Origin of the sequence: Pseudorhodoferax sp. Leaf274 (assembly GCF_001422445.1) — a bacterium.
Taxonomy (GTDB): domain Bacteria; phylum Pseudomonadota; class Gammaproteobacteria; order Burkholderiales; family Burkholderiaceae_C; genus Pseudorhodoferax.
The window spans coordinates 1-24175 of sequence record NZ_LMNA01000028.1 but is presented as its reverse complement, the minus strand read 5'-3'; the positions used below and the strand labels follow the sequence as shown (position 1 = coordinate 24175).

Sequence of the window (24175 nt, the reverse complement as noted above, 5' to 3'; positions counted from 1 at the left end):
ACCGACGCCGAGCCATGCACCGCATCCAAGTCATCGATTCGCACACCGGCGGCGAACCCACGCGCGTGGTGCTGGCCGGCTTCCCGGACCTGGGCCAGGGCAGCATGGCCGAGCGGCGCGCGCTGCTGGCGGCCGGGCACGACCGGTGGCGTGCCGCCACCGTTCTGGAGCCGCGCGGCAGCGACGTGGTGGTGGGCGCGCTGCTGTGCGCGCCGCAGGACCCCACGGCCGCGGCCGGCGTGGTGTTCTTCAACAACAGCGGCTACCTGGGCATGTGCGGGCACGGCACCATCGGCCTGGTGGCCACGCTGGCGCACCTGGGCCGCATCCAGGCCGGCGCGCACCGCATCGAGACGCCGGTGGGCACCGTCACGGCCACGCTGCATGCGGACGGCAGCGTCAGCGTGCGCAACGTGCCGGCCTACCGGCTGCACCGTCAGGTGGCGGTCGCGCTGCCGGGCCACGGCACCGTGCGTGGCGACGTGGCCTGGGGCGGCAACTGGTTCTTCCTGGTGGCAGACCACGGCCAGCGCGTGGACGGCGGCAACCTGGCAGCGCTGACGGCCTACACCGCGGCGCTGCGCCTGGCCCTCGCGGCCCAGGGCGTCACGGGCGCCGAGGGTGCCGAGATCGACCACATCGAGCTGTTCGCCGACGACCCCGAGGCCGACAGCCGCAACTTCGTGCTGTGCCCCGGCAACGCCTACGACCGCTCGCCGTGCGGCACCGGCACCAGCGCCAAGATCGCCTGCCTCGCGGCGGACGGCAAGCTGGCGCCCGGCCAAGTGTGGCGCCAGGCCAGCGTGATCGGCAGCCGGTTCGAGGCCAGCTACGAGCCCGGCGCGCACGGCCAGGTGATCCCCACCATCCGCGGCCGCGCCCACCTGAGCGCCGAGGCCACGCTGCTGATCGAGGATGACGATCCCTTCGGCTGGGGCATCCGCCCCTGAGCCGCGGGCCATGGACGCCGACTGCATCGTCATCGGCGCCGGCATCGTCGGTGCCGCCTGCGCGCGGGCGCTGTGCGCCGCGGGCCTGGACGTGCTGGTGCTCGACGACGGCCAGCCCGGCGCCACCGCAGCCGGCATGGGCCACCTGGTCGCGATGGACGACAACCCGGCCGAACTCGCGCTCAGCAGCGCCTCGCTCGCGCAATGGCGCGACTGGGCGCCGCGCCTGCCCGCCGCCTGCGAGGCGCGCGCCTGCGGCACGCTGTGGATCGCCGCCGACGCCGAGGAGGCGGCCGAGGCCGAACGCAAGCAGGCGCGGCTGGCCGGCGCCGGCGTGGCCAGCCGCTGGCTCGACGCACGGGCCCTGCACGCGGCCGAGCCGGCGCTGCGGCCCGGGCTGGCCGGCGCGCTGCAGGTGCCGGGCGACGGCCTGGCCTACGCCCCCGCGGCGGCGGCCTGGCTGCTGCGCGAGGCCGGCCCGCGCCTGCACCGCGAACGCGCGCGCGCCATCGCGCTGCAGGGCGACGCGGTGCAGCTGGCCGATGGCGGGCAGCGCCGCGCGCCGCACCGGCTGCTGGCCTGCGGCCTGCACGCCGCCGCGCTGTGCGCCGATGTGGTGCTGCGGCCCAAGAAGGGCCACCTGCTCATCACCGACCGCTACCCCGGCACCGTGCAGCACCAGTTGGTGGAGCTGGGCTATGTCAAGAGCGCCCACCATGCCGAGGGCGACTCGGTGGCCTTCAACGTGCAGCCGCGGCCCACGGGGCAGCTGCTGGTCGGCTCCTCGCGCCAGTTCGACACCGTCGACGCCTCGGTCGAGCAGCCCCTGCTGGCGCGCATGCTGCGCCGTGCGATCGGCTACCTGCCGGCGCTTGCCGACCTCAACGCCATCCGCAGCTGGACTGGCCTGCGCGCCGCCACGGCCGACGGCCTGCCGCTGCTGGGCGCGCACCCGCGCCACGAAGGCCTGTGGCTGGCGCTGGGCCACGAAGGCCTGGGCGTGACCACCGCACCGGCCAGCGCGGCGCTGCTGGCCGCCCTCATCACCGGCAGCGCCCCGCCGCTCGACCCCCTGCCCTACGCGCCGGCGCGGCTGCTCGGGGGCGGCGGATGACGACGCACATGGCGGCACGCATCGCCCTCGTGGTCGACGGCCAGGCCGTCGAGGTGCCGGCCGGCATCTCGGTCGCCGCGGCGCTGCGCCATGCCGGCAGCGGCGCCACGCGGCGCAGCGTGGGCGGCACGCTGCGCGCGCCGGCCTGCGGCATGGGCGTGTGCCAGGAGTGCCGCGTCGCCATCGACGGCCAGCGCCGGCTGGCCTGCCAGACCCTGGTGGCCGCCGGCATGCGGGTCGCCACGGGCACCGCGCCATGATGATTGAACACTGCGACGTGGCCATCGTCGGCGCCGGCCCGGCCGGGCTGGCGGCGGCCGAGGCCGCGGCCTCCAGCGGCGCCCGCACCGTGCTGCTGGACGACAACCCGGCCCCGGGCGGCCAGATCTGGCGCGACGGCCCCGGCGTGCAGCTGCCAGCCATGGCGCGCCGGCTTCGCGCGCGCGTGCAGGGCCATGCCCAGGTGCGCATGTGCAGCGGCGTGCGCGTGGTGGCCGCGCCGGCCGCGGACGAGCTGCTGCTCGAGGACGCCGGGCGCGCCTGGCGGCTGCGCTGGGGCACGCTGGTGCTGGCCACCGGCGCGCGCGAACTGCTGCTGCCGTTCCCGGGTTGGACGCTGCCCGGCGTGACCGGCGCCGGCGGCCTGCAGGCCTTGGTCAAGGCCGGCATGCCCGTGGCGGGTGAGCGCATCGTCGTGGCCGGCAGCGGGCCGTTGCTGCTGGCCGCCGCGGCCACGGCGCGCCAGGCCGGTGCCCAGGTGCTGCGCGTGGCCGAGCAGGCCGGCTGGCCGGCCCTGGCACGCCTCGCGCTGGGCCTGCCGCGCTGGCCCGGCAAGGCCTGGCAGGCACTGGCGCTGCGCGGCGCCGGCTACCGCGCGGGCAGCCATGCCGTGGCGGCGCTGGGCGACGGCCAGCTGCGCGCCGTGCGCCTGCAAGGCCCGGGCGGCCGCACCGAAGAGATCGATTGCGAGCGGCTGGCCTGCGGTTTCGGGCTGGTGCCCAACACCGAGCTGGGCCGCCTGCTCGGCTGCGCCACCGTCGAACGCCATGGCCAGCCCGCGCTGGCCGTGGACGACTGGCAGGCCACGAGCCGGCCGCGCATCCACGCGGCCGGCGAATGCACGGGCGTGGGCGGCAGCGAACGCGCGCTGGTGCAGGGTGCCATCGCCGGCCACGCCGCCGTCGGCCAGGCCCGGCAGGCGCAGACCCTGCGCCCCGCGCTCGCGCACTGGGACCGCTTTGCCGCGCGCCTGCACCGGGACTTCGCGCTCGGCGAACACCTGCGCCACCTGGCCACGCCCGAGACGCTGCTGTGCCGCTGCGAGGACGTGCCGCTCGCCGCCCTGGCCGGTTGCGCCGACTGGACCGAGGCCAAGCTGCAGACCCGCTGCGGCATGGGCGCCTGCCAGGGCCGCGTCTGCGGCGCGGCCGCGCGCGTGCTGTTCGGCTGGGCGCCGCCGGCCCCGCGCCCGCCGCTCGTGCCGGTGCGCGTCGGCACGTTGGCGGGCCTCGGCGGCGATGCCGAGCGATGATGTCCTGATCTGATCGAAACTGGTCCGCGGGGCCGTGGCGCAGGCCGCCTGCACGGGGAACAATCGTGCCATCCCATCGCCAGCGAGAACCGCATGAAGACAAGTCTGATTCTGATCGACGCCCAGGATTCGTTCCGGCACCGCCCGTTCTACGACCCGGCCACGCTGCCGGCCTGGCTCGCGGCGCAGAACGCGCTGATCGCGGCCTGCCAGCAGCGCGGCGTGCCCATCGTGCGCGTGCTGCACGTGGCCGGCCCACAGACGCCCGAGAACCCGTTCGCGCTGGCCTCTGGCCATGTGCGCCCCATCGAGGGCCTGGCCGATTGCACGCCCGCCGCCAGCTTCCACAAGAACCGCCACAGCGCGCTCGTCGGCACCGGCCTGGACGTCTGGCTCACGCAGCAGGGCATCGCCCGCCTGCTCGTCAGCGGCATCCGCACCGAGCAGTGCTGCGAGGCCACGGCCCGCCATGCGTCCGACCTGGGCTGGGCCGTCGACTTCTGCACCGAGGCCACCTTGACCTGGGACATGCGCAACCTCGACGGCTCGGTGCTGCCCGCGGCCGACATCCGCACGCGTACCGCCACCGTGCTGCAGGACCGCTTCGCCAAGGTCGTCGGCGTCGATGAGGCCATCGCACGCCTGGAGCACGCCGCATGCTGAACGTCGGCATCCTCGTGTTCGACGAGGTCGAGGCGCTGGACTTCGCCGGCCCCTACGAGGTGTTCACCACGGCGGTGCGCATGCACGCGCGGCTGCACCCGGGCCAGCCCGCACCGTTCGCGGTGCGCTGCATCGCGCGCGGCCTGGCGCCCGTGCGCGCCCGCGCCGGCCTGCGCGTGCTGCCCGACGCGGATTTCGAAAGCGCCCCGCCAAGCGACCTGCTGATCGTGCCCGGCGGCGTGGTCGACGGCGCCCTGGCCTGCCCCGCCACGATCGCCTGGATCGCGCAGGCCGCCGCCCGCGCCGCCACCGTGGCCTCGGTCTGCACCGGCGCCTTCCTGCTCGCCCAGGCCGGCCTGCTGGGCAGCAGCGGCCCGGTCACCACGCACTGGGAAGACCTGGACGACCTGCGCAGCGCCTTTCCCGCGCTGCAGGTGCAGGGCGGCCCGCGCTGGGTGCCGCACGACGCGGCCGGACGCCTGTGGACCAGCGCCGGCATCAGCGCCGGCCTGGACCTGAGCCTGCACCTGGTCGCGCGCCTGACCGGCCAGGCCCTGGCCGAGCGCACCGCGCGCCAGATGGACTACGCCTGGCGGCCCACCCCGTGAGCCCCCGCCCGGCCGTCCCCAAGGGGGCGTGCCCCCTCGCGACAGGCGAAGGTGCCCCGGCGCCGCGCCAGGCCGAAGCCGGCCCGGCGCTGGGCGCCGCGCCCATCCATGTCGTCTTCGCGCTGCTGCCCGGCAGCCTGATCCTGGACTGGGCCGGCCCGGCCGAGGCGCTGCGCATCGCCAACCAGTGCCTGCGCGCCCAGGGCCGGCCCGAGCGCTTTGCGCTGCGCTTCGCCAGCCCGCAGCCCGACACCGACTCGTCCGTCGGCGTGCAGATCGCCGGGCTGCTGCCGCTGGCCCAGGCGCTGCCGGCCGATCCCGCGGCCAGCACCTGGCTGGTGCTGGTCGGCATGCCGGGGCGCTGCATCGCGGTCGACGACGCGCCGGCCCGCGCGCTGCTGCACTGGCTGCGCGGCCTGCGGCTGGCGCCGGGCCGCCTCGAACTCGTCACGGTCTGCGCCGGCACGCTGCTGGCCGCCCACGCCGGCCTGCTGCCCGGCCACCGCGTGACCACGCACCACCACCACCTGGACGAGTTGCGCGCCGTCGAGCCCGCCTGCGAGGTGGTGGACAACCGCGTCTTCGTCGAGGACGCACCGGTATGGAGCAGCGCCGGCGTGACCACCGGCATCGACCTCGTGCTGCACCGCATCGCCGAAGCCTGCGGCGAGGCCATCGCCGCCCAGGTGGCGCAGACCATGGTGGTGGCGCTGCGGCGTGGCCCGCACGACCCAGAGCTCTCGCCCATGCTGGCGCACCGCGGCCACCTGCACCCGGCGCTGCACCGCGTGCAGGACGCCGTGAGCGGGCAGCCGCACGCCGAATGGAGCGTGCCGCGCATGGCCGGCGTGGCCCATGTCTCGCCGCGCCACCTCACGCGGCTGTTCATGCAGCATGCCCAGGTGGCGCCGCTCGACTACCTGCGCCGCATCCGGCTGGCCGTGGCCCAGCGTGCGCTGCACAACGGGCTGGACGTGGCCCGGGCGGCCGAGCTGGCCGGCTTCGCGTCGGACACCCAGTTGCGCCGCGCCTGGCACCGCTTCGGCCTGCCAGACACGCCGTCGACGCTGCGCACGGACCGCTGACACCGAAGTTTCAGGCAGTTTTCAGGTGGCTTTCAGGACTTCGGCACGGGTTTTCCCGATAGTGCGGGCTGCCCGTTTCCACCGGAGCACCCGCCTTGAACCTGACCGCTTTCGCACCTCCCCTGGCCACCCTCGCGCTGTTCGTTGCACTGGGCCTGGCCTATGCGCTGGCCTGTGCCTGCATCGCCCACCGCTTCACCCGCGTGCGCCCGTCCCGGCACACGCCGCACACGGCGCATCCGCAGCTGCGCGAGCATGCCGTGCAGTTCGCCGCGCGCGACGGCCGCGCCCACATCGACGCGTGGTACCTGCCGGCCGAACCGCGCCAGGGCGCCGTGATCCTCGTGCACGGCAAGGACGCCTGCCGCGGCGAACACGGCAAGGCACCCTCGCTGGCGCTGGCCGAGCGGCTGCGCGACGTCGGCATGTCGGTGCTGCTGATCGACCTGCGCGGCCACGGCAGCAGCAGCCCGGCGCGCCTGAGCTACGGCTGGCACGAACGCCACGACGTGCTGGGCGCCGTGGACTTCCTGCGCGCGCGCGGCTATGCGCCGGGCCGCATCGGCGTGCTGGGCGTCTCGCTGGGCGCAGGCACGGCGGCGCTGGCCGCCGTGGACGAGCCCGCCATCGGCGCGCTGGTGCTGGACAGCGCGTTCGCCAGCTTCGAGCAGATGCTGGGCCGCCAGTTCTCGCGCCTGTCGCGGCTGCCCGGCTGGTTCCTGCCGGGCACGCTGGCGGCCGCGCGGCTGCTGCTGGGCGTGGACGTGCGCCGCGTGCAACCGCTGTCGTGCATGCCGCGGCTGCGCAGCCGTCCGGTGCTCGTGATCCACAGCCAGGGCGACCGCTTCGTGCCCGCCACCGACGCCCACGCGCTGGCCGAGGCCTGCGGCGGCGAATGCTGGCGCACCGACAGCGAAGGCCACAGCGGCTCCTACCGCGCGTTGCCGCTGGCCTACGAGATCCGCGTGGCCAGCTTCTTCGCGCGCCACCTGGACGTGCTGCCGCCGCGGCACCATGTCAGCGCCCACCTGCCCGCCTCCGAGACGCCGCCCCCGCCGCCCCGCCGGCTGCCGCGCCATGCCCCCCAGCCCGCATGACATGAAACCGCCCGCCCGCACAGCGGCCTGCGCGCCGGTTCAGCGCCCTGCCGATGGCGCGCCAGCGCCGTGAACCACTGAAACCCACCACCCCATGCCCGCCTTGCGCTACCTCTGCCTTTCCGACCTGCACCTGGGCGCGGCCTACAGCTGCCTCGTCGGCACCGACGCGGGCGGCCTGCCCGACCCCACGCGCCGCAGCGACACGCTGGCCGCCTTCGGTGCCGCGCTGCGCCAGCTGCTGCAGCGCCTGGTGCCGCCCGGCGCCGAACGCCCCACCCTGATCCTGCTCGGCGACGTGCTGGACATGGGCCTGTCGCCCATGGGCGCGGTGGCCCAGTCCTTCGCCGTGTTCGCGCGCGAGGCACTGGTGGACGCCGACGGCCAGCCCCTGTTCGCGCCGCGCGTGCTGTGCGTGCCCGGCAACCACGACCACCACCTGTGGCGCGCCGCCCAGGACCAGCAGTTCCAGGCCGCGCTGGACACGGGCCGCATTCCGCGCGACCTGCTGCAGCACACCGCGCTCTACGACCAGCCCGACGCGCCGCTGCCGCCCTCGCCGCTGCTCACGCGGCTGCTGCGCAGCGTGCCGGGCCTGGCCGGCATGCGCTGCGACATCGCCTACCCCAACCTCGCGCTGGTCGACGCCGCCGCCACGCGCTGCCGCGTGCTGCACCATGGCCACTACGTGGACCCGATGTACCGCATGGTCTCCACGCTCAATGCACAGCTGCCAGGCCTGGCGCGCACGCCGCGGCCGGCCGATTCGCTGACGGTGGCGCAGCTGGAGGCCGAGAACGGCGCCTGGGTCGACTTCCTGTGGTCGGACCTGGGCAGCGCAGGCAGCACCGGCAAGACGGCCATGCGGCTGTACGACATCATGCGCGACGGTGGCGCCTCGCACGCCTTCTCGCGCAAGCTGGCCACCAAGCTCGTGGCCTGGGTCGGCAAGACCTTCGAGACCAGTGGCCGCGCCGCGCTGGTGCAGGGCATCACGCTGGACCAGCTGGTGCTGGGCGCGGTGGACGCCACGCTGGGCCAGGTGGCGCAGTCCCAGCGCGCCAGCTACGCCCAGACCATGACGGCCGCCGACACGGCCGACCTGGCCTGGTACATCGGCGGCCCGACCCGGCGCCAGCTGCGCCGCACCGGCATCCTGCACCCCGAAAAGCTCGACCTGGGCTTCGTGTTCGGCCACACCCACAAGCCCTTCGAGGACCGCCTGCCCGTGGCCGGCTTCGAGCGCCCCGTGGCCGTGTTCAACACCGGCGGCTGGGTCATGGACCAGCCCACGCTCACGCCCACGCAGGGCGCCTCGATGGTGCTGCTGGATGCCGACCTCAACATGGCCGCGCTGCGCCTGTTCAACGACCCCGTCAACGGCCGCATGCCGCCCGTGCGCGCCGCAGGCGTGGGCGATTTCAGCGACGCGGCCAACCCCATGCTGGCCGCACTCGCCGATGCGCTGGCGCAGACCAGCGGCGCCTGGCAGCAGTTCTCCGGCTGCGCGCAGGAGGCCCTGCAGCAGCGCGCCCGCCAGCTGCTGGACGACTTCTTCGACGCCGAAGCCGCATGAACCACCCACAACGACAAGACACCCGGGAGCCCTCGTGACCCTGCAACCCATCGCCCGCCCGCTGCACGAGATCGGCGCACGCTACACCGCCGTGGTGGTCGGCTCGGGCTACGGCGCCGGCGTGGCCGCCGCGCGGCTGGCGCGCGCCGGCCAGTCCGTCTGCGTGCTCGAGCGCGGCCGCGAGATCCTGCCCGGCCAGTTTCCCGACGGCCTGGCCAACGCGCGCGCCGACATGCAGGTCGACACCGCGCGCGGCAAGCTCGGCGCGGCCGATGGCCTGTACAACCTGCACCTGAACGACGACATGCTGGCCATGGTGGGCTGCGGCCTGGGCGGCACCTCGCTGATCAACGCCAACGTGGCGCTGGAGGTCGATCCGCGCCATTTCGCCACCACCGCCTGGCCCCGGCCCTTCCGCGACGACCCGGCGCTGCTCGCGCCCTACGTGGAGCGCGCCCGCCGCGTGCTGGCGCCCACGCCCTACCCTGAGCACTTTCCCAAGCTCAACAAGCTCGAAGCCCTGCGCAAGTCGGCCCAGGTGCTGAAGAAGCCCTTCTCGCGCCCGCCCATCACGGTCAACTTCGAGGACCAGACCAACCCCTTCGGCGTGCCGCAGCCGGCCTGCACGCTGTGTGGCGACTGCACCAGCGGCTGCAACGTGGGCGCCAAGAACACCACGCGCATGAACTACCTGCCGGACGCGCATGCGCACGGCGCGCAGATCTTCACCGGCGCGCGCGTGCGCCACGTGGCGCGCGAAGGTGCCGGCTGGCGCGTGTTCTTCGAGGCCGTGGCGCTGCGCGGTGCCGCGCCGGGCCCGGCCGCGCCCGGCAGCGTCTACGCCGACATGGTGCTGCTGGGCGCCGGCGCGCTCGGCTCCACCGAGATCCTGCTGCGCTCGCGCGAACAGGGCCTGGCGCTGTCCGACCGGCTGGGCCAGCGCTTCTCGGGCAACGGCGACGTGCTGGCCCTGGGCTTCGACGCCGACTGGGACCCCCAGCCCGCGCAAGCCGACGCGCCCAACGGGCAGGACCAGCGCCGCAACATCAACGGCGTGGGCGCCGGCACCAACCCCGTGCCCAAGCCGCAGCTGCCCGGCCCCTGCATCACCGGCCTCATCGACATGCGCGCCACGCCGGAGCTGGCCGACGGCCTGGTGATCGAGGAAGGCGTGATCCCCGGCGCACTGGCCACGCTGCTCACGCCTGCGCTGTTCTTCAACGAAGCCCTGAACGGCGGCGAGTTCACCTTCGGCGCCGGCCAGGCCAAGGCCCGCCTGCTCGACGCCCAGACCATGGCCGATGCCGTGCAGCACCCCAGCCAGCTGGCCGCCACGGCCTATGCCGGCGCGGTGGCGCGCACGCAGACCTACCTCGTGATGAGCGTGGACGAGTCGGCCGGAGAACTGCGGCTGCAGAACGACCGCCTGCGCATCCACTGGCCCGGCGCGGGCAGCAGCCCCGCCATCGTGCGCGACAACGACTGGCTCAACCTGGCCAGCCAGGCGATCTCGGGCCAGTTCGTGCCCAACCCGCTGTGGAGCCAGCCGCTGGGCAACAAGCTCATCACCGTGCACCCGCTGGGCGGCTGCGGCATGGGCGACGACGCCACGCACGGCGTGGTCGACCACCTGGGCCGCGTGTTCGCCGGCAGCACCGGCACGGCGGTGCACGAGGGCCTGTTCGTCTGCGACGGCGCCATCCTGCCCGGCGCCGTGGGCGTGAACCCGCTGCTGACCATCTCGGCGCTGGCCGAACGCGCGCTGCAGCACCTGTGCGATGCGCGCGGCTGGACCACCGACCAGACGCTGGGCCCGCGCAAGCCCATGCCGGCGCCGGCCCCGCCACCGGGCAAGCACCGCCACTGGTGGCAGCGCGCGCTCGACGTGGTGGAGGACGGCGTGCTGGACGCCGCCAAGAAGGCCGTGGCCGAGATCATCGAACACGACCCGGCGCGCCTGTCGCCGAGCTTCGAGTTCACCGAGACCATGGCGGGCTGGATCAGCACCCAGGCGGTCACCGTGCGCACCAACACCGACCAGCGCCTGGCGAGCGACTACGCCGTGGCGGCCGCCTGGGGCCGTGCGGCGGGCCAGTCCATGGCGTTCGAGCTGACCATCCACACCGACGACCTCTCGCGCCTGCTGGACGATCCCACGCATCCGGCGCACATCCGCGGCACGGTGACCTGCCCGGCCCTGAGCCCGCAGCCCATGGCCGTGCAGAGCGGCGTGTTCCACCTGTTCCCGGTCGATCCGCAGCAGGTGGAGACCTGGACCATGGGCTACGAGATGGTGCTGCTGCGCGAGAACGGCTCGCGCCTGCGCTTCAAGGGCCACAAGGTGCTGCACCAGCGGCCCGGATCCTCGCCATGGACCGACACCACCACGCTGATGGTCAAGGTCTACGACCTCGACGACGCCACCATGCCGCTGGTGGCCCAGGGCCTGCTCACGCTCGGCCTGGAAGACCTGGCCTGGCAGGCCTCCACCATCCGCCTGGCGCCGCCGGCCAACTGGATCGGCGAACTGGAGAACGCCGTGCCGCGCGCCCGCGATGCGATCTCGCAGGTCTACCTGGGCAAATTCGCCGGCTTCTTCGGCACCACGCTGCTGCGCGCCTACGGCGGCCTGCTGGCCGACCTCAACAACTTCCCCGCGCAGGATGCGCCGCACCTGCCGCGCCGCATGCTGCGCGCGCCGCAGCCCGAGGTGGTGCAGGTGCCGGTCGGCGACCCGGCGCGCGGCTTCCAGATCCGGCTCACGCGCTACCGCGGCGGCACGCGCGGCCCGGTGGTGCTGGCGCCCGGCTTCTCGGTGCGCGCCAGTTCGTTCGCCACCGACACCGTGGACCAGAACCTCGTGGAGGCTCTGTGCGCGCGCGGCTACGACTGCTGGCTGTTCGACTACCGCGCCAGCAGCGACTCCGGCAGCCCGGTGGCGCCGTTCACCATCGACGACATCGTGCGCGAGGACTGGCCGGCCGCCGTCCGCACCATCCGCGCCGCCACGGGCGCGGCCTCGGTGCAGGCCATGGCGCACTGCGTGGGGGCGATGAGCCTGCTGATGGCGCTGCTCGACGGCATGCAGGGCGTGCGCTCGCTGATCGCGTCACAGCTCACGCTGCACCCGGTGACCAACTGGCTCAACGCGGCCAAGGCCGACATCGGCCTGGCCCGGCTGCTGGAAGGCTACGCGCCGCTGCAAGGCCGCTTCGACAGCGTGCCCGGCACGACCGACCTGGACCTGACCATCGACACGCTGGCCTACAAGCTGCCCGTTCCCGATGGCGAGGCCTGCAAGAACCCGCTGTGCCGCCGCGTGTTCGCGGTGTTCGGCCCCTCGTGGACGCACAGCCAGCTCAACCACGCCACGCACACGGCGCTAGGCGGCATGTTCGGCACCGTCTCGCTGCACCCCTTCGAGCAGCTGAGCCTGGTGATGCAGCGCGGCAAGGCCGTGGACGCGGACGGCAACGACTGCTACGTGACGCCCGCCAACGCGCCGCGGCTGGCGCTGCCGGTCAGCTTCATGGCGGGCGCGGACAACCAGCTGTTCTTCCCCGAGACCTCGCTGCGCACGCAGGCCTGGCTACAGCGGTACAACGATCCCGCGCTGTACCGCCGTCAGGTGTTCGAGGGGTATGCGCACATGGACCTGTTCGTGGGGCGCACGGCCGCACGCGAGGTCTACCCGTGGATCCTCCAGGAGCTGGACCGGTTCAACTGAGGAGGCGGCGCCGTCCCGTGGCGCGCGCCGCGGCGATGCCCGCGGCCAACAGCAATGCCGAGGTTCCCGGCTCGGGCACCGTGTTGGGTGGCGTGGGGCCGTCTGGCGACAGGGCGATGCTGCCGACGTAGGTCGCCATGGCGCTGCTGTTGGTGCCGCTGGCGGTCAGCGTGTAGCTGCCGGGAGCCAGCACCGGCGTGCTCAGGCGCCAGTTCTCGAACGGGTCGGCCGTGAACGCCTCGCCGCTGAACACCCCCGATGGCCCCGTCAACAGCAGGCTTGTGATGTCCACGTCCTGGCTGGCGCCGACGGCCGAACTGAGCAACACGCTCACAGCCGTCTTCGAGGCCACCGTGAAGGTGTAGGAGTCCGTGAACGCACCCGCCGCAGGGGTGTTGACGAAACCGGTGCTGCCCGAAGACAGGTCCAGCGGCCCGCCGGAGCCGCCCTGCGACGCCGTGCTGGCGCCCCCCAGCGCGATGTTGCCGACATAGGTGCCGGCGGCTGCGCTGTTGGTGCCGGCCGCGGTCAGCGTGTAGCCGCCCGGGCCCAGCGTGGCGCCGAAGATCACCCAGCTTTCGAAAGGGTCGCCGGTGAATGCGGCCGCGTTCACCTGGCCAGACGGGCCGGTCAGGAACACATTGGAGAAGTCGACGTCCTGGCTGCCGCCCACCACCGAACTGAGCAGCACGTTGACGGTGGTCGTCGAGGCCAGTGTGAACGTGTAGAGGTCGGAAAACCCGCCGCTGCCGGGCGTGCGCACGAAGCCGCCGGTGCCCGAGGACAGGTCGACAGGGATCGCCTGTGCGCCGGTGCCGAGGCCCCCGAGCGCCATGGCTGTCGCAAACGCAAGACCGAGAGACAGTTTCATGGCGCGGGATCTCCGGATCTGCAACAGGGGGCCGCAGGATAGCCCTGCCCGGCGGACGCTTGAATACCGCGTTCACGGGACGGGCGCGGCCGGCGGTCCCGGCTGCAGCCTCATCCTGACCTGCAGGCCGCCCTCGTCGCCCAGCAGCGCCTGGATCGTCCCGCCATGGGCCTGCAGCGCGCTGCGCGCGATCGCCAGGCCCAGCCCGGAGCCCCGGCCCGTGTCGCGCGGGTCGATGCGCACGAAGGGCTCGAAGATGGCTTCGAGCATCTGCGGCGGCACGCCCGGCCCGCGGTCGCTGACGACGACCTCGAGCTGCCCGCCCTCGGCCAGGCGGGCCCGCACGTCCACCGCGCTGCCTTCGGCCGTGTGCTTCACGGCGTTGCGGATCACGTTCTCGAAGGCGCGGTAGACCAGGTCGCCGTCGACCTGGGCCACGAAGCGCTCGGGCGTCTCGATGCGCACCGCGCGGTTCCGGGCGCGCGCCTCGAAGTCTGCGTCGGCGGCGATGTCGTGCAGGATCTCCACCACGTCGACCGCGCTGCGCGCGATCGGCGCCGCCGCCGTCAGCCGGTGCAGCGTGAGCATCTCGTCGATCAGCGCATCCAGCCGCTCGGTCTCCCGCTCCACGCGATCGACCATGCCTTCCGCCGGCGCCGAGCCCTGCCGGAGCAGCCCGATCGCCGCCTGGATGCGCGACAGCGGCGAGCGCAGCTCGTGGGAGATGTCGTGCAGCAGCCGGTCGCGCGCGGCGATCATCGCCTGCAGCTGCGCCGCCATGCCGTCGATGTCGTGCGCCAGGTCGGTGATCTCGTCGCGGCGCCCGTTCATGAGCGGCTCGACGCGTGTGCCCAGCTGGCCTTCGGCCATGCGCTGCAGCCCCCAGCGCAGGTGCGCGAGCGGCCGCGAGAGATACCAGGCCAGGAACGCGCCGAACACCAGGCTGGCGAGCACGGCAATGAAGATCGGCACGACAGGCATGCCGCCCACCTTGAACACCGGATCGCCCGGCGGCGGCGTGACCCCGATGAGCCACAGGTAGAGCGCCGTCAACGCGATGCTCGAGATCATGCAGCTCGACAGCACGAGCAGCAGCTTGCGGAACAGGCGCGTGGGCCGCGGCACGGCGTCTCAATCCTTCAGCAGCTGGTAGCCCAGGCCGCGCACGCTCTGGATCCATGAGCGGCCGTCGTCGCGCAGGCCCAGCTTCTGGCGGATGCTGCTGATGTGCACGTCGATGCGGCGGTCGAAGCGCGTGAGCGGCCGGCCGAAGGCGGCCTGCGAGATGTCCTGCTTGCTGGTCAACTGGCCCGCGTGGCGCGCCAGCACGTCCAGCAGGCTGAACTCGGTGCCCGTGAGCTCCAGCGGCGCGCCGTGCCAGAGGGCCTGGCGCGTGCCGGGATACAGCGTCAGCGCGCCCACCGTCAGCGCCTGCGCCGCGTTGGCCGCCCCCGGCTCGCTGCGGCCCCCGGTGCGCCGCAGGATCGCGTGGATGCGCGCGACCAGTTCGCCGGGTGTGCAGGGCTTGGGCACGTAGTCGTCGGCGCCCATGTTCAGGCCGACGATGCGGTCGACGTTGTCGCCGCGCGCCGTGAGCATGAGCACCGGCACATTGCTGGCGGTGCGGATCCGGCGCAGCGCCTCCATGCCGGACAGGCGCGGCATCATGATGTCCAGCACCACGAGGGCGTAGCCGCCGCGCAGCGCCTCGTTCACCCCCGTCTCGCCGTCGTTCGCCACGCGCACGTCGAAGCCTTCGCGGGAGATGTACAGCGACAGCATCGATGTGAGGTCGACGTCGTCGTCGACAAGCAGAACCCTGTGCATCGGCGCGAGTATGGCGCCGATCGGGCTGCGCGCTACCAGACCGGGGCTGGCATTTACCCAGCTTAACGCTGGCTGACCGCAGCCAACAGTGGGCGCTCCTACGCTCGGCGCAGGAAGAAGATCCGATGAAAGCACCCCCCCGTTCCCTGCTTGCCACGCCGCTCGCCGCCTGCGTGGCCTGGAGCCTGGCCGCCTGCGCCACGGCCCCGCCGCAAGACCCGCCGCCACCGCAGGCGCCGCCGGCCTGGCAGGCCGAACTGCCCCATGGCGGCAGTGCCGGCGACCTGCAGAAGTGGTGGCAGCAGTTCGACGACGCCCGGCTCGGCCGCCTGGTGGCGATGGCCGAACGCGAGAGCCCCACGCTCACGCAGGCCTGGGCCAGCATCGAGAAGGCCCGTGCGACGCTGCGCAGCACGCGCGCGCAGGCCCTGCCGGGCGTGAGCGCCAACGCATCGGCCTCGCGCAGCAACCAGCTGCAGTCCGGTGCGGCGGTGGCCACGGGCACGTCGCGCAGCGCCGGCTTCGACGCCTCGTGGGAGATCGACCTCTTCGGCAAGGTGCGCCGCAACGCCGAGGCTTCCGAAGCACGGGTCGAGGCGCGCACCGCCGACTGGCACGACGCCCGCGTCTCGCTCGCGGCCGAGGTGGCCGACACCTACGTGCAATACCGCGCCTGCAACCTGCTCGCAGACGCCTACCAGCGCGAGGCCGGCTCCACGGCCGCGACCGAGCGGGCCACCGCGGCCTCTGCGCAGGCCGGCACCACCGCACCGTCGGAAGCCATGCTGGCGCGCGCGAGCCTGGCCAGCGCGCGCGCGAGCCTGCTGCAGCAACGCACGCAGTGCGGCCTGCTCGTCAAGTCGCTGGTCTACCTCACGGGGGCCGACGAGCCGGCGCTGCGCACGCTGCTCGCTGGCGGCGAGGACCGCATTCCACAGCCGGCCGCGCTGCAGGTGCAGGCGGTGCCGGCGCAGGTGCTGCGCCAGCGCCCCGACCTGGCCGCGCTCGAACGCGAGGTGGCGGCCACGGGCGCCGAGATCGGCGCGGCGCAGGCAGACCTGTACCCGAGCCTGTCGCTCAGCGGCTCGGTCGGCGTGTCGGCCAGCAGCCTCGCTTCGCCGGCCACGCTGTGGTCGTTCGGGCCGTCGCTGTCGATCCCGCTGTTCGACGGCGGGCAGCGGCGCGCGGCGGTCGACACCGCGCAGGCCAGCCACCTGTCGGCGCTGGCCAGCTACCGCCAGGGTGTGCGCACCGTCGTGCGCGACGTGGAGCAAGCCCTGCTGAACCTCGATGGCGCCGCCCGCCGCGCGGACCAGGCGCAGGCGGCGGCGCGCGAGTACCGGAGCTACTTTGTCTCGAGCGAAAGCAACTGGCGCGCGGGCCGCACCAGCCTGCTCACGCTGGAGGAGGCGCGGCGCTCGGCGCTGTCGGCCGAGATCACCGAGATCGCCCTGCAACAGAACCGCGTCCAGTACTGGATCGCGCTCTACAAGGCCGTCGGCGGCGGATGGCAACCCGGCACCCCGGTCGCGCCGCCCCAGGCAGCGGCCGATGACACGCGCAACAAACCATGAGCACCCCGTCCAGACCCCAGATCCCGCGCCGCGCCCTCGCCGCCCTATGTGTCGTGTGCGCCGTGCTGGCGCTCGGCGCCGCCGCCATGCTGCTGCGGCCAGCCGCGGACGCGCCGGCAGCATCCACCCCCGCCAGCGCGATGACGGTCGAGGTGACCGCGCCCGACCGCCGCGACTGGCCCCAGGTCCTGCCCGGCAGCGGGCCCATCGCGCCGTGGCAGGAGATCGTCGTGAGCCCCGAGACCGGCGGCCTGCGCGTGGCCGAGTTGCTGGTGGATGTCGGCGCCGTGGTGCGGCGCGGGCAGGTGCTCGCGCGGCTGGCCGACGACAGCCTGCAGGTCGACCTGCGCAAGCAGCAGGCGGTGGTCGCGCAATCGCGCAGCAGCCTGGAGCAGGCCAGCGCCTATGTGCGGCGTGCCGACGCCGTGGGGGCCACCGGCTCGCTCTCCGACCAGCAGATCGAGGAGTACCGCATCTCGGAGGCGACGGCGCGCGCGACGCTGCAATCGGCGCAGGCCGACCTGGACAGCGTGAAGCTCAAGCTCGCGCAGACGCGCGTGCTGGCCCCCGACGACGGGGTGGTGTCGTCCAGGGCCGGGATCGTCGGCAACGTGGCGAGCGCGGGCACCGAGCTGCTGCGCCTGGTCCGGCAGGGCCGGCTGGAATGGCGGCCCGAACTCGATGCCAACGCCATCGCTGCCGTGAAGGCCGGCCAGAAGGCCGAGTTGACGCTGCCCGGCGGCGAACGCACCACCGGCACCGTGCGCGTCGCGGCGCCGACGCTGTCGACCAACACCGGGCGCGCCACCGTGTACGTCAGCCTGGACGGCGCCAGCACCGCGCGTGCGGGCATGTTCGCCAGCGGGCGGCTCCGGCTGGGCAGCACGCCGGCGGCCACGCTGCCCCAGTCGGCGATCGTCATGCGCGACGGGCGCGCCTACGTCTACCTCGTCGATGGCGGCAACAAGGTCTCGGCGCAGGCCGTGACGACGGGCCGCCGCCAGGACGACCGGGTGGAACTGCTGTCGCCCATGCCCGGCGATGCGCGCGTCGTGGCCAGCGGCGGCGCCTTGCTGTCCGACGGCGTGCAGGTGACGGTGGCGCGGCAGGAGGCGGCGCGATGAACGTGTCATCCTGGTCGATTCGCAACCCGGTCCCGGCCGTCCTGACCTTCGTGCTGCTCACGGTGCTGGGGCTCATCGGCTTCAGGTCGCTGCAGGTCCAGGACTTTCCCGACACCGACCTGCCGACCATCCAGGTCTCGGCGACGCTGGAGGGTGCCGCGCCGGCGCAGCTGGAGACCGAGGTCGCGCGCAAGATCGAGGACAAGCTCGCATCGCTCAGCCGCCTGGACCACATCACCACCACCATCACCGACGGGCTGGTGAGCATCAGCGTGAGCTTCGAGATCGACAAGAACTCCGAGGAAGCGCTGAACGAGGTGCGCAACGCGGTCGACGGCGCCAAGGCCGACCTGCCCGCCAGCATGGCGTCGCCCACGGTCTCCAAGCTGACCACGGCCAGCAGCGCGCTGCTGACCTACACCATCGACGCGCCATCGATGGACGAGCAGGACCTGTCGTGGTTCGTCGACAACCAGGTCACCAAGAGCCTGCTGGCCGTGCCGGGCGTGGGCGCGGTGTCGCGCGTGGGCGGCGTCAGCCGCGAAGTCCACGTCGACCTCGATTCGGTGCTGATGGCCGGCCTGGGCGTCACGCCGTCGGACGTGTCCACGCGGCTCAAGGCGACGCAGAAGGAGGCCTCGGGCGGGGAGATGTTCGTGGGCGGACGCAAGCAGTCCAGCCGCACGCTGGCCACCGTGGGTTCGGCCGCCGAGGTCGCGGCCATCGCCGTGCCGCTGGCCGATGGCCGTTATGTGCGCCTGGACCAGATCGCCCGCATCAGCGATGCGCATGCCGAGCGGACCACCATGGCGCTGCGCGACGGCAGGCAGATGATCGGGTTCCAGGTCAAGCGCTCGCAGGGCTTCTCGGACACCGGCGTCGCCGACGGCGTGCGGGCGGCACTGCAGAAGTTCTCCGCCGCGCACCCCGGCGTGCGCATCGCCGAGGCCAGCAACACCGTCACGCCGATCGAGGAGAACTACCACGGCTCGATGGAGCTGTTGCTCGAAGGCGCGGTGCTGGCCGTGCTCGTGGTGGGATGGTTCCTGCGCGACTGGCGCGCCACGCTCATCGCCGCGGCGGCGCTGCCGCTGTCCATCGCCCCGGCCTTCGCCTTCATGGCGCTGGCCGGCTACTCGCTCAACACCATCACGCTGCTGGCGCTGTCCCTGGTGGTGGGCGTGCTGGTCGACGATGCGATCGTGGAGATCGAGAACATCGAGCGCCACCTGCTGATGGGCAAGACGCCCTACCAGGCGGCGATGGAGGCGGCGGACGAGATCGGCCTGGCCGTCATCGCCACCACCTTCACGCTGGTGGCGGTGTTCCTGCCCACGGCCTTCATGGGCGGCATCCCGGGCAAGTTTTTCCGCCAGTTCGGCGTGACCGCCTCGGTCGCGGTGCTGGCGTCGTTGCTGGTGGCGCGGCTGCTCACGCCGATGATGGCGGCCTACCTGCTCAGGCCGAAGGCCGCCCACCTGCACGGCGCCTCGACGGACGGGCCCACCATGACGCGCTACCTGGGCTGGGTGCGCGGCGTGCTGCGGCACCGCAAGTCCACGACCGCGGCCGCCCTGCTCTTCCTGGTGCTGTCGGTGGGGCTGGCGCTGTCGATCCCGACGGCCTTCATGCCGGCGCAGGACAAGGCCCAGAGCACGGTGACGCTCAAGCTCGGGCCCGACGCCACGCTGGCGCAGACCGTCGCCGTCGGCCGGCAGGCGCAGCAGATCCTGAGCGCGATGCCGGAGGTGCGGTCCGTGTTCATGGCCGCCGGCACGGCCAGCTCCGGCAATGGCATGGCCACCACCTCCACCACGGATGTGAGCAGCGCCACGCTCACGGTCGACCTGGTGGACCGGGGCGACCGCGCGCGCAAGCAGTCCCAGGTCGAAGCCGCCATGCGCGCGCAGTTGCGGGCCATCGCCAGCGTGCGCGTCGGCGTCAGCGGCAGCAGCAACGGCTCGACCCTGGAGATCACGCTGGCCGGCGACGATGCCGAGGTGCTCGACAAGGCCGCGCAACAGGCCGAGCAGCAGCTGCGCTCGCTCCGGGGCATCGGCAACGTCACGTCGAGCGCGGCGCTGCAGCGGCCTGAAGTGCAGGTGCGGCCCGACCATGCGCGCGCCGCGGCACTGGGCGTCACCGCCGAGGCGCTGGCCGACGCCGTGCGGCTGGCCACCTACGGCGACTACGCGACGGCGCTGCCCAAGCTCAACCTGCCCGAGCGCCAGATCGCGATCCGCGTGCGCATGGACGATGCCGTGCGCGCCGACATGGACGCGGTCGCCCGGCTGCGCGTGCAGGGCGCGCAGGGCACGGTCAGCCTCGGCGCGGTGGCGGACGTGGCGATGGGCAGCGGCCCCTCGCAGATCGACCGCCTGGACCGCTCCCGCAACGTGACGCTGAGCGTGGAGCTCAACGGCCGCGCGCTCGGCGAGGTGCAGCGCGAGGCCATGGCCTTGCCGGCCTTCACCGCGCTGCCGGCCGGCGTGCGCCTCGTGGAACAGGGCGAGCTGCAGCGCATGGCCGAACTGTTCACGAGCTTCGGCACGGCAATGGCCATCGGCGTGTTCTGCATCTATGCGGTGCTGGTGCTGCTGTTCCACGACTTCCTGCAGCCCGCCACCATCCTGTGCGCGCTGCCGCTGGCCTTCGGTGGCGCGTTCGGCGCGCTCTGGCTCACCAACCAGTCGTTCTCGATGCCGGTGGTCATCGGCGTGCTGATGCTCATGGGCATCGTGACCAAGAACTCGATCCTGCTGGTGGAGTACGCCATCGTCGCGCGGCGCGACCGGGCACTGGCGCGCCTGGAGGCGGTGGTCGACGCCTGCCACAAGCGCGCGCGCCCCATCGTCATGACCACCATCGCCATGGCCGCCGGCATGCTGCCCAATGCGCTGGGCCTGGGCGCGGAGCCGAGCTTCCGGCAGCCCATGGCGATCGTGGTGATCGGCGGGCTGGTCACCTCGACCGTGCTGAGCCTGCTGGTCGTGCCGGTGGTGTTCACCTACGTGGACGACCTGCTGCAGTGGCTGCGCCGATCGCTGGGGCGCCGCGCGGCCTCCTAGGTGCCGAGCACGAGCTCCGCCGCCTCTGCCTCCTCCAGCGCGCCACCCTGCACCCGCCACACCACCACGCGCTCCTCGCCGTGCTGGGCGCCCACCAGCGCCAGCACGGCCTTCATGGTGCGCACGTCGAACGGCGTGCGCACCTCGCCACGGCGCTGGCGCGCGGCGTCGTCGCAACCCAGCAGCAGCGCAGCCTCGCGCAGCCGCCCGCGCCGCGCCGCCAGCAGCGCCAGCATGCCCGCGAAGTGCCGCAGCCCCACCGAGCGCCTGCAGTACGGCAGGCTGCGCCGCACCTGCTCCAGCGCCTCGTGCAGCGCGCCCTGGACGGTCAGCGCATGGGCGTACCAGACCAGCGCGAAGGACATCATCTGCGGGTCGGTGCGCGGCGAATCCTCCAGCGCGGCGATGGCGCGGCGGTATTGGTCCACGGCTTCGTCCAGGTGGCCCATCTCGTGGTGCACGGCGGCCATGTTGCTCTGCAGGTAGAACAGCGTGCGGCCGTCGCCGTGGCGGCGCACGTAGGGCAGCGCTTCGGTGAAGGCGGCCAGGGCCTCGTGCGGGCGGCCTTCGAACCGGCGCACCATGCCCTCGATGTACAGCGGCAGGCCGCGCAGCGGCACCATGGGCGCCGGCTCGGTCAGCGCGTGCACGCGGTCCAGCGTGCGGCGGGCCAGCGCCAGGTCGCCGCAGATGCCGGCCACGTAGCCGCGCATGCACAGCGCGTAGACCAGCACCATGGAGGGTGGGTGGCGCTCCAGCGTGGCCAGCGCAGCGTCCAGCAGGCGCAGCCGCTCGGCACCTTCCACGCCGCCGTGCAGGCCGACCATGGCCAGCCCGAACTGGAAGCGCGCGACCACCAGCTCGGGCGTGCCGGCGTCGATCAGCGGCTCGGTGCGGCGCATCCACGCCACGCATTCGGGGTAGCGGCCGGCCTCGTACATGAACTCGGCCGCGGTGTTGGCCAGGTCCAGCGCCAGCGTGCTTTCGCCCGCGGCCACGGCCCAGTCGATGGCGGCGCGCAGGTTGTCGGCCTCGCCTTGGCAGGCCTGCATCCATTGGTCCACGGTCTCCAAGCCCAGGCGCTCCATGCGCGTGCGCCGGTCGAACATGGCCAGCATGGCGCGTGCATGTGCGCGCTGCAGCGCGGGCCGCTCGCCGGCCAGATCCAGCTGGTCGCACGCGTAGGCACGCGCGGTCTCCAGCAGGCGGTAGCGCGGCACGGCGCTGGCCATGTCCACCACCACCATGGACTTGTCGACCAGGTTGCCCAGCAGTTCCAGCACGTCCCAGGCGTCGGTGGTGTCGTCGGCCGCGAGCTGCTGCGCCAGCTCCAGGCCGAAGCCGCCGACGAACACGCCCAGGCGGCGGAAGACCTTCTTCTCGTCCTCGCGCAGCAGCGCGTGGCTCCAGTCCAGCGTGGCGCGCAGCGTGCGATGGCGCTCGGGCGCGTCGCGCGCGCCGCGGCTCAGCACGCGCAGGCGCTGGCCCAGGTGCTGGCGCACGCCCTCCACGCCCAGCAGCGGCACGCGCGCGGCGGCGAACTCCAGCGCCAGCGGCACGCCGTCGAGTGCGCGGCAGATCTCCACCACGGCCGGCTCGTTGCCGGCGTCCAGCGCGAAGCCCGGCAGCGCGGCCTGCGCCCGCGCCAGGAACAGCGCCACCGCGCCGTGCGCCAGCGCCGTCTCGCGCGTGCCGGGCGCGGGCACGGCCAAGGCTTCCAGGCGCACCTGCTGCTCGCGCGCCAGCCGCAGCGGCTCCTGGCTGGTGGCCAGCACGTGCAGCCCGGGGCAGGCCTGCAGCAGGCGTTCCACAAGCGGGGCCACCGCGCCGGCCAGGTGTTCGCAGTTGTCCAGCACCAGCAGCAGCTGCGGCGGTAGCCGCTCGGCCAGCGCGGCCAGCGGGTCGGGGCCGGGCAGGTTGATCTGCAGCACGCGCGCCACGGCCAGCGGCAGCGCCGCGGGCTCGGCCACATCGGCCAGGGGCACCAGCCACACGCCGTCGGCGAACGCGTGGCCCAGCTCCCACGCCACGGCGCTGGCCAGGCTGGTCTTGCCGATGCCGCCGGCGCCCAGCAGGCTGACCAGCCGCTGCGTGCGCACCAGCGCGGCCACGGTCGCCAGGTCGGCGGCGCGGCCCAGCAGCGGCGCGCCCTGGCGCAGGTTGCCGGCCTGCCCGCGCGAGGCCGGCGGCGCCACCACGCGCGGCGGCGGCGCGGCCGGCGCACGGGTGTCCTCGATCAGCGGGGCGGCGAAACGGTAGCCGCGCCCGGGCACGGTGGCGATCGCCTTGCTGCCCAGCAGCTTGCGCAGCGTGCTCACCTGCACCTGCAGGTTGTTCTCTTCCACGACCAGCCGGGGCCAGACCATCTCCATCAGCTCGTGCTTGGTCACCAGCCGGTCGCGGTGGGTCACCAGCGCCTGCAGCAGGTCGAAGGCGCGTGCGCCCAGCGCCACGGGGGCGCCATCCAGGCGCAGCTCGCGCGCGTGCAGCCGCAGTTCGGCGCGGTCGAATCGAAAAACGCTCTCAGCCATGTCCGGTGTGTTGCCCCAAGTCCTCGCGTTCGCGTTCCGCCAGGGCACAGCCCGGCAGCGAGGCCGGATTGTGCCGCGCTAGCACAGATCTGCGCACTAACCTGACGGAAGTGGTGCGATATTTGTTCGGAACTGTATCGGATACAGCGACAAGGGGTGCGGGTGCGCGGGATGCCGCAAGAGTGGGCGGGGGCGATCTCGGCTGTCAGGTGGCAGAGGGCTTGCAGGAGCATCTTCAATTTCAAACAGGGACTCTTGCTTCCTGCGTCGTTGATGCTGGCTCGCGGCCAGGGTCAATGAACGCCACTCCTTGTGGCAAAACTGCTGGTCATGAGCGGTAGCTATGCGCCCATTGCAGCCCGTTAGCCCAGGGGCAGCGAAGGACAGCATCGCAGCAGATTGAAGACATGAACAATCTATTCACCTCACCTCCGCGTGCATGGCCAAGAGCTTGCCGCGCGCGAGACTGGGAGTGCGTGCGACGTTGAGGGCGGCCTGCGATCCTGCAGTGGCGTAGCTGAGTGGTCATCGTCCCGACAAGCTGATCTACCCCGGCTACTGGCAACTTCACGCACGCTCAGGGGCACGCATAACAGCCTGGGGCAAAGCGCCACAGGTCGACGACAAGGCCATCCTGCTCGGCCAGACGGTGGGCTGCATCGAGCAGCACTGCATCGGGCCGTCGAACAGGGCAATGTCGAACGCCACACCAGGCGCACCCCAATCGTTCACTAGCTGTCGTTTCCCAAGAGGTTGTTCACCCGAAGTAGTCGGGGAAGATGGAGGTTCTCACGCCAAACCATCAACCCAGAACAACCTCGGATGAACA

17 protein-coding genes are annotated in these 24175 nt (G+C 73.2%); 13 read left to right on the top strand and 4 right to left on the bottom strand.

Going from position 1 to position 24175, the window contains the following annotated elements:
- Positions 1-14: 14 nt before the first annotated feature.
- From ASF44_RS24015 to ASF44_RS23970, 10 genes are all read left to right on the top strand, one after another.
- Positions 15-950, top strand: a complete 936-nt coding sequence (locus tag ASF44_RS24015) for a 4-hydroxyproline epimerase (protein WP_056901793.1) — start codon at positions 15-17, stop codon at positions 948-950.
- Between the two features lie 10 nt (positions 951-960).
- On the top strand, positions 961-2064 hold the full coding sequence (locus ASF44_RS24010) for an FAD-binding oxidoreductase (protein WP_056901792.1): 1104 nt from the start codon (positions 961-963) through the stop codon (positions 2062-2064).
- 8 nt (positions 2065-2072) lie between these two features.
- Complete coding sequence (locus tag ASF44_RS24005; RefSeq protein WP_056902027.1) at positions 2073-2324, top strand: (2Fe-2S)-binding protein; 252 nt, start codon at positions 2073-2075, stop codon at positions 2322-2324.
- On the top strand, positions 2321-3595 hold the full coding sequence (locus ASF44_RS24000) for an FAD/NAD(P)-binding oxidoreductase (protein WP_200930652.1): 1275 nt from the start codon (positions 2321-2323) through the stop codon (positions 3593-3595). The genes ASF44_RS24005 and ASF44_RS24000 overlap by 4 nt, the downstream gene beginning before the upstream one ends.
- A 93-nt stretch (positions 3596-3688) precedes the next feature.
- A complete protein-coding gene (locus ASF44_RS23995) occupies positions 3689-4258 on the top strand; it encodes an isochorismatase family protein (protein WP_056901790.1) in 570 nt (189 codons plus the stop codon).
- Positions 4252-4866 carry a DJ-1/PfpI family protein gene (locus ASF44_RS23990; RefSeq protein WP_056901789.1) on the top strand — a complete coding sequence of 205 codons (615 nt, stop codon included), beginning with the start codon at positions 4252-4254 and terminating at the stop codon, positions 4864-4866. The genes ASF44_RS23995 and ASF44_RS23990 overlap by 7 nt, the downstream gene beginning before the upstream one ends.
- Before the next feature lie 89 nt (positions 4867-4955).
- Positions 4956-5951 carry a GlxA family transcriptional regulator gene (locus ASF44_RS23985; protein WP_056902026.1) on the top strand — a complete coding sequence of 332 codons (996 nt, stop codon included), beginning with the start codon at positions 4956-4958 and terminating at the stop codon, positions 5949-5951.
- Positions 5952-6046: 95 nt separating this feature from the next.
- Entirely contained in the window at positions 6047-7048 is a 1002-nt protein-coding gene (locus ASF44_RS23980; protein ID WP_056901788.1) for an alpha/beta hydrolase, read from the top strand.
- Positions 7049-7142: 94 nt separating this feature from the next.
- Complete coding sequence (locus tag ASF44_RS32055; RefSeq protein ID WP_056901787.1) at positions 7143-8624, top strand: metallophosphoesterase; 1482 nt, start codon at positions 7143-7145, stop codon at positions 8622-8624.
- A 34-nt stretch (positions 8625-8658) separates the two neighbouring features.
- Positions 8659-12351 (top strand): GMC oxidoreductase, encoded by a 3693-nt coding sequence (locus ASF44_RS23970; protein WP_056901786.1) that lies wholly within the window; start codon positions 8659-8661, stop codon positions 12349-12351.
- Here ASF44_RS23970 and ASF44_RS23965 read toward each other — a convergent pair.
- The 3 genes from ASF44_RS23965 to ASF44_RS23955 all read right to left on the bottom strand — a co-directional run bounded on the left by ASF44_RS23965 (position 12344) and on the right by ASF44_RS23955 (position 15049).
- Positions 12344-13222: an FxDxF family PEP-CTERM protein gene (locus tag ASF44_RS23965; protein WP_156374654.1), complete on the bottom strand. Its 879-nt coding sequence runs from the start codon at positions 13220-13222 to the stop codon at positions 12344-12346. The two genes, ASF44_RS23970 and ASF44_RS23965, sit on opposite strands and share 8 nt — an antisense overlap.
- A 72-nt stretch (positions 13223-13294) precedes the next feature.
- A complete protein-coding gene (locus tag ASF44_RS23960) occupies positions 13295-14347 on the bottom strand; it encodes an ATP-binding protein (protein ID WP_235579331.1) in 1053 nt (350 codons plus the stop codon).
- A gap of 6 nt (positions 14348-14353) precedes the next feature.
- The gene (locus ASF44_RS23955) at positions 14354-15049 is read right to left on the bottom strand and encodes a response regulator transcription factor (RefSeq protein WP_056901784.1); all 696 of its coding nucleotides are present in this window, start codon (positions 15047-15049) and stop codon (positions 14354-14356) included.
- A 125-nt stretch (positions 15050-15174) separates the two neighbouring features.
- Between ASF44_RS23955 and ASF44_RS23950 the strand changes: the two genes are divergently transcribed.
- From ASF44_RS23950 to ASF44_RS23940, 3 genes are read left to right on the top strand one after another with little or no spacing between them, the layout of a single operon-like run.
- The gene (locus ASF44_RS23950) at positions 15175-16623 is read left to right on the top strand and encodes an efflux transporter outer membrane subunit (RefSeq protein WP_056901783.1); all 1449 of its coding nucleotides are present in this window, start codon (positions 15175-15177) and stop codon (positions 16621-16623) included.
- On the top strand, positions 16620-17747 hold the full coding sequence (locus tag ASF44_RS23945) for an efflux RND transporter periplasmic adaptor subunit (RefSeq protein WP_082525008.1): 1128 nt from the start codon (positions 16620-16622) through the stop codon (positions 17745-17747). Before ASF44_RS23950 ends, ASF44_RS23945 begins: the two co-directional genes overlap by 4 nt.
- Positions 17744-20815: an efflux RND transporter permease subunit gene (locus tag ASF44_RS23940; RefSeq protein ID WP_056901782.1), complete on the top strand. Its 3072-nt coding sequence runs from the start codon at positions 17744-17746 to the stop codon at positions 20813-20815. The genes ASF44_RS23945 and ASF44_RS23940 overlap by 4 nt, the downstream gene beginning before the upstream one ends.
- Here the strand turns inward: ASF44_RS23940 and ASF44_RS23935 are convergent.
- Complete coding sequence (locus ASF44_RS23935) at positions 20812-23346, bottom strand: winged helix-turn-helix domain-containing protein (protein WP_056901781.1); 2535 nt, start codon at positions 23344-23346, stop codon at positions 20812-20814. The two genes, ASF44_RS23940 and ASF44_RS23935, sit on opposite strands and share 4 nt — an antisense overlap.
- Positions 23347-24175 lie beyond the last annotated feature (829 nt).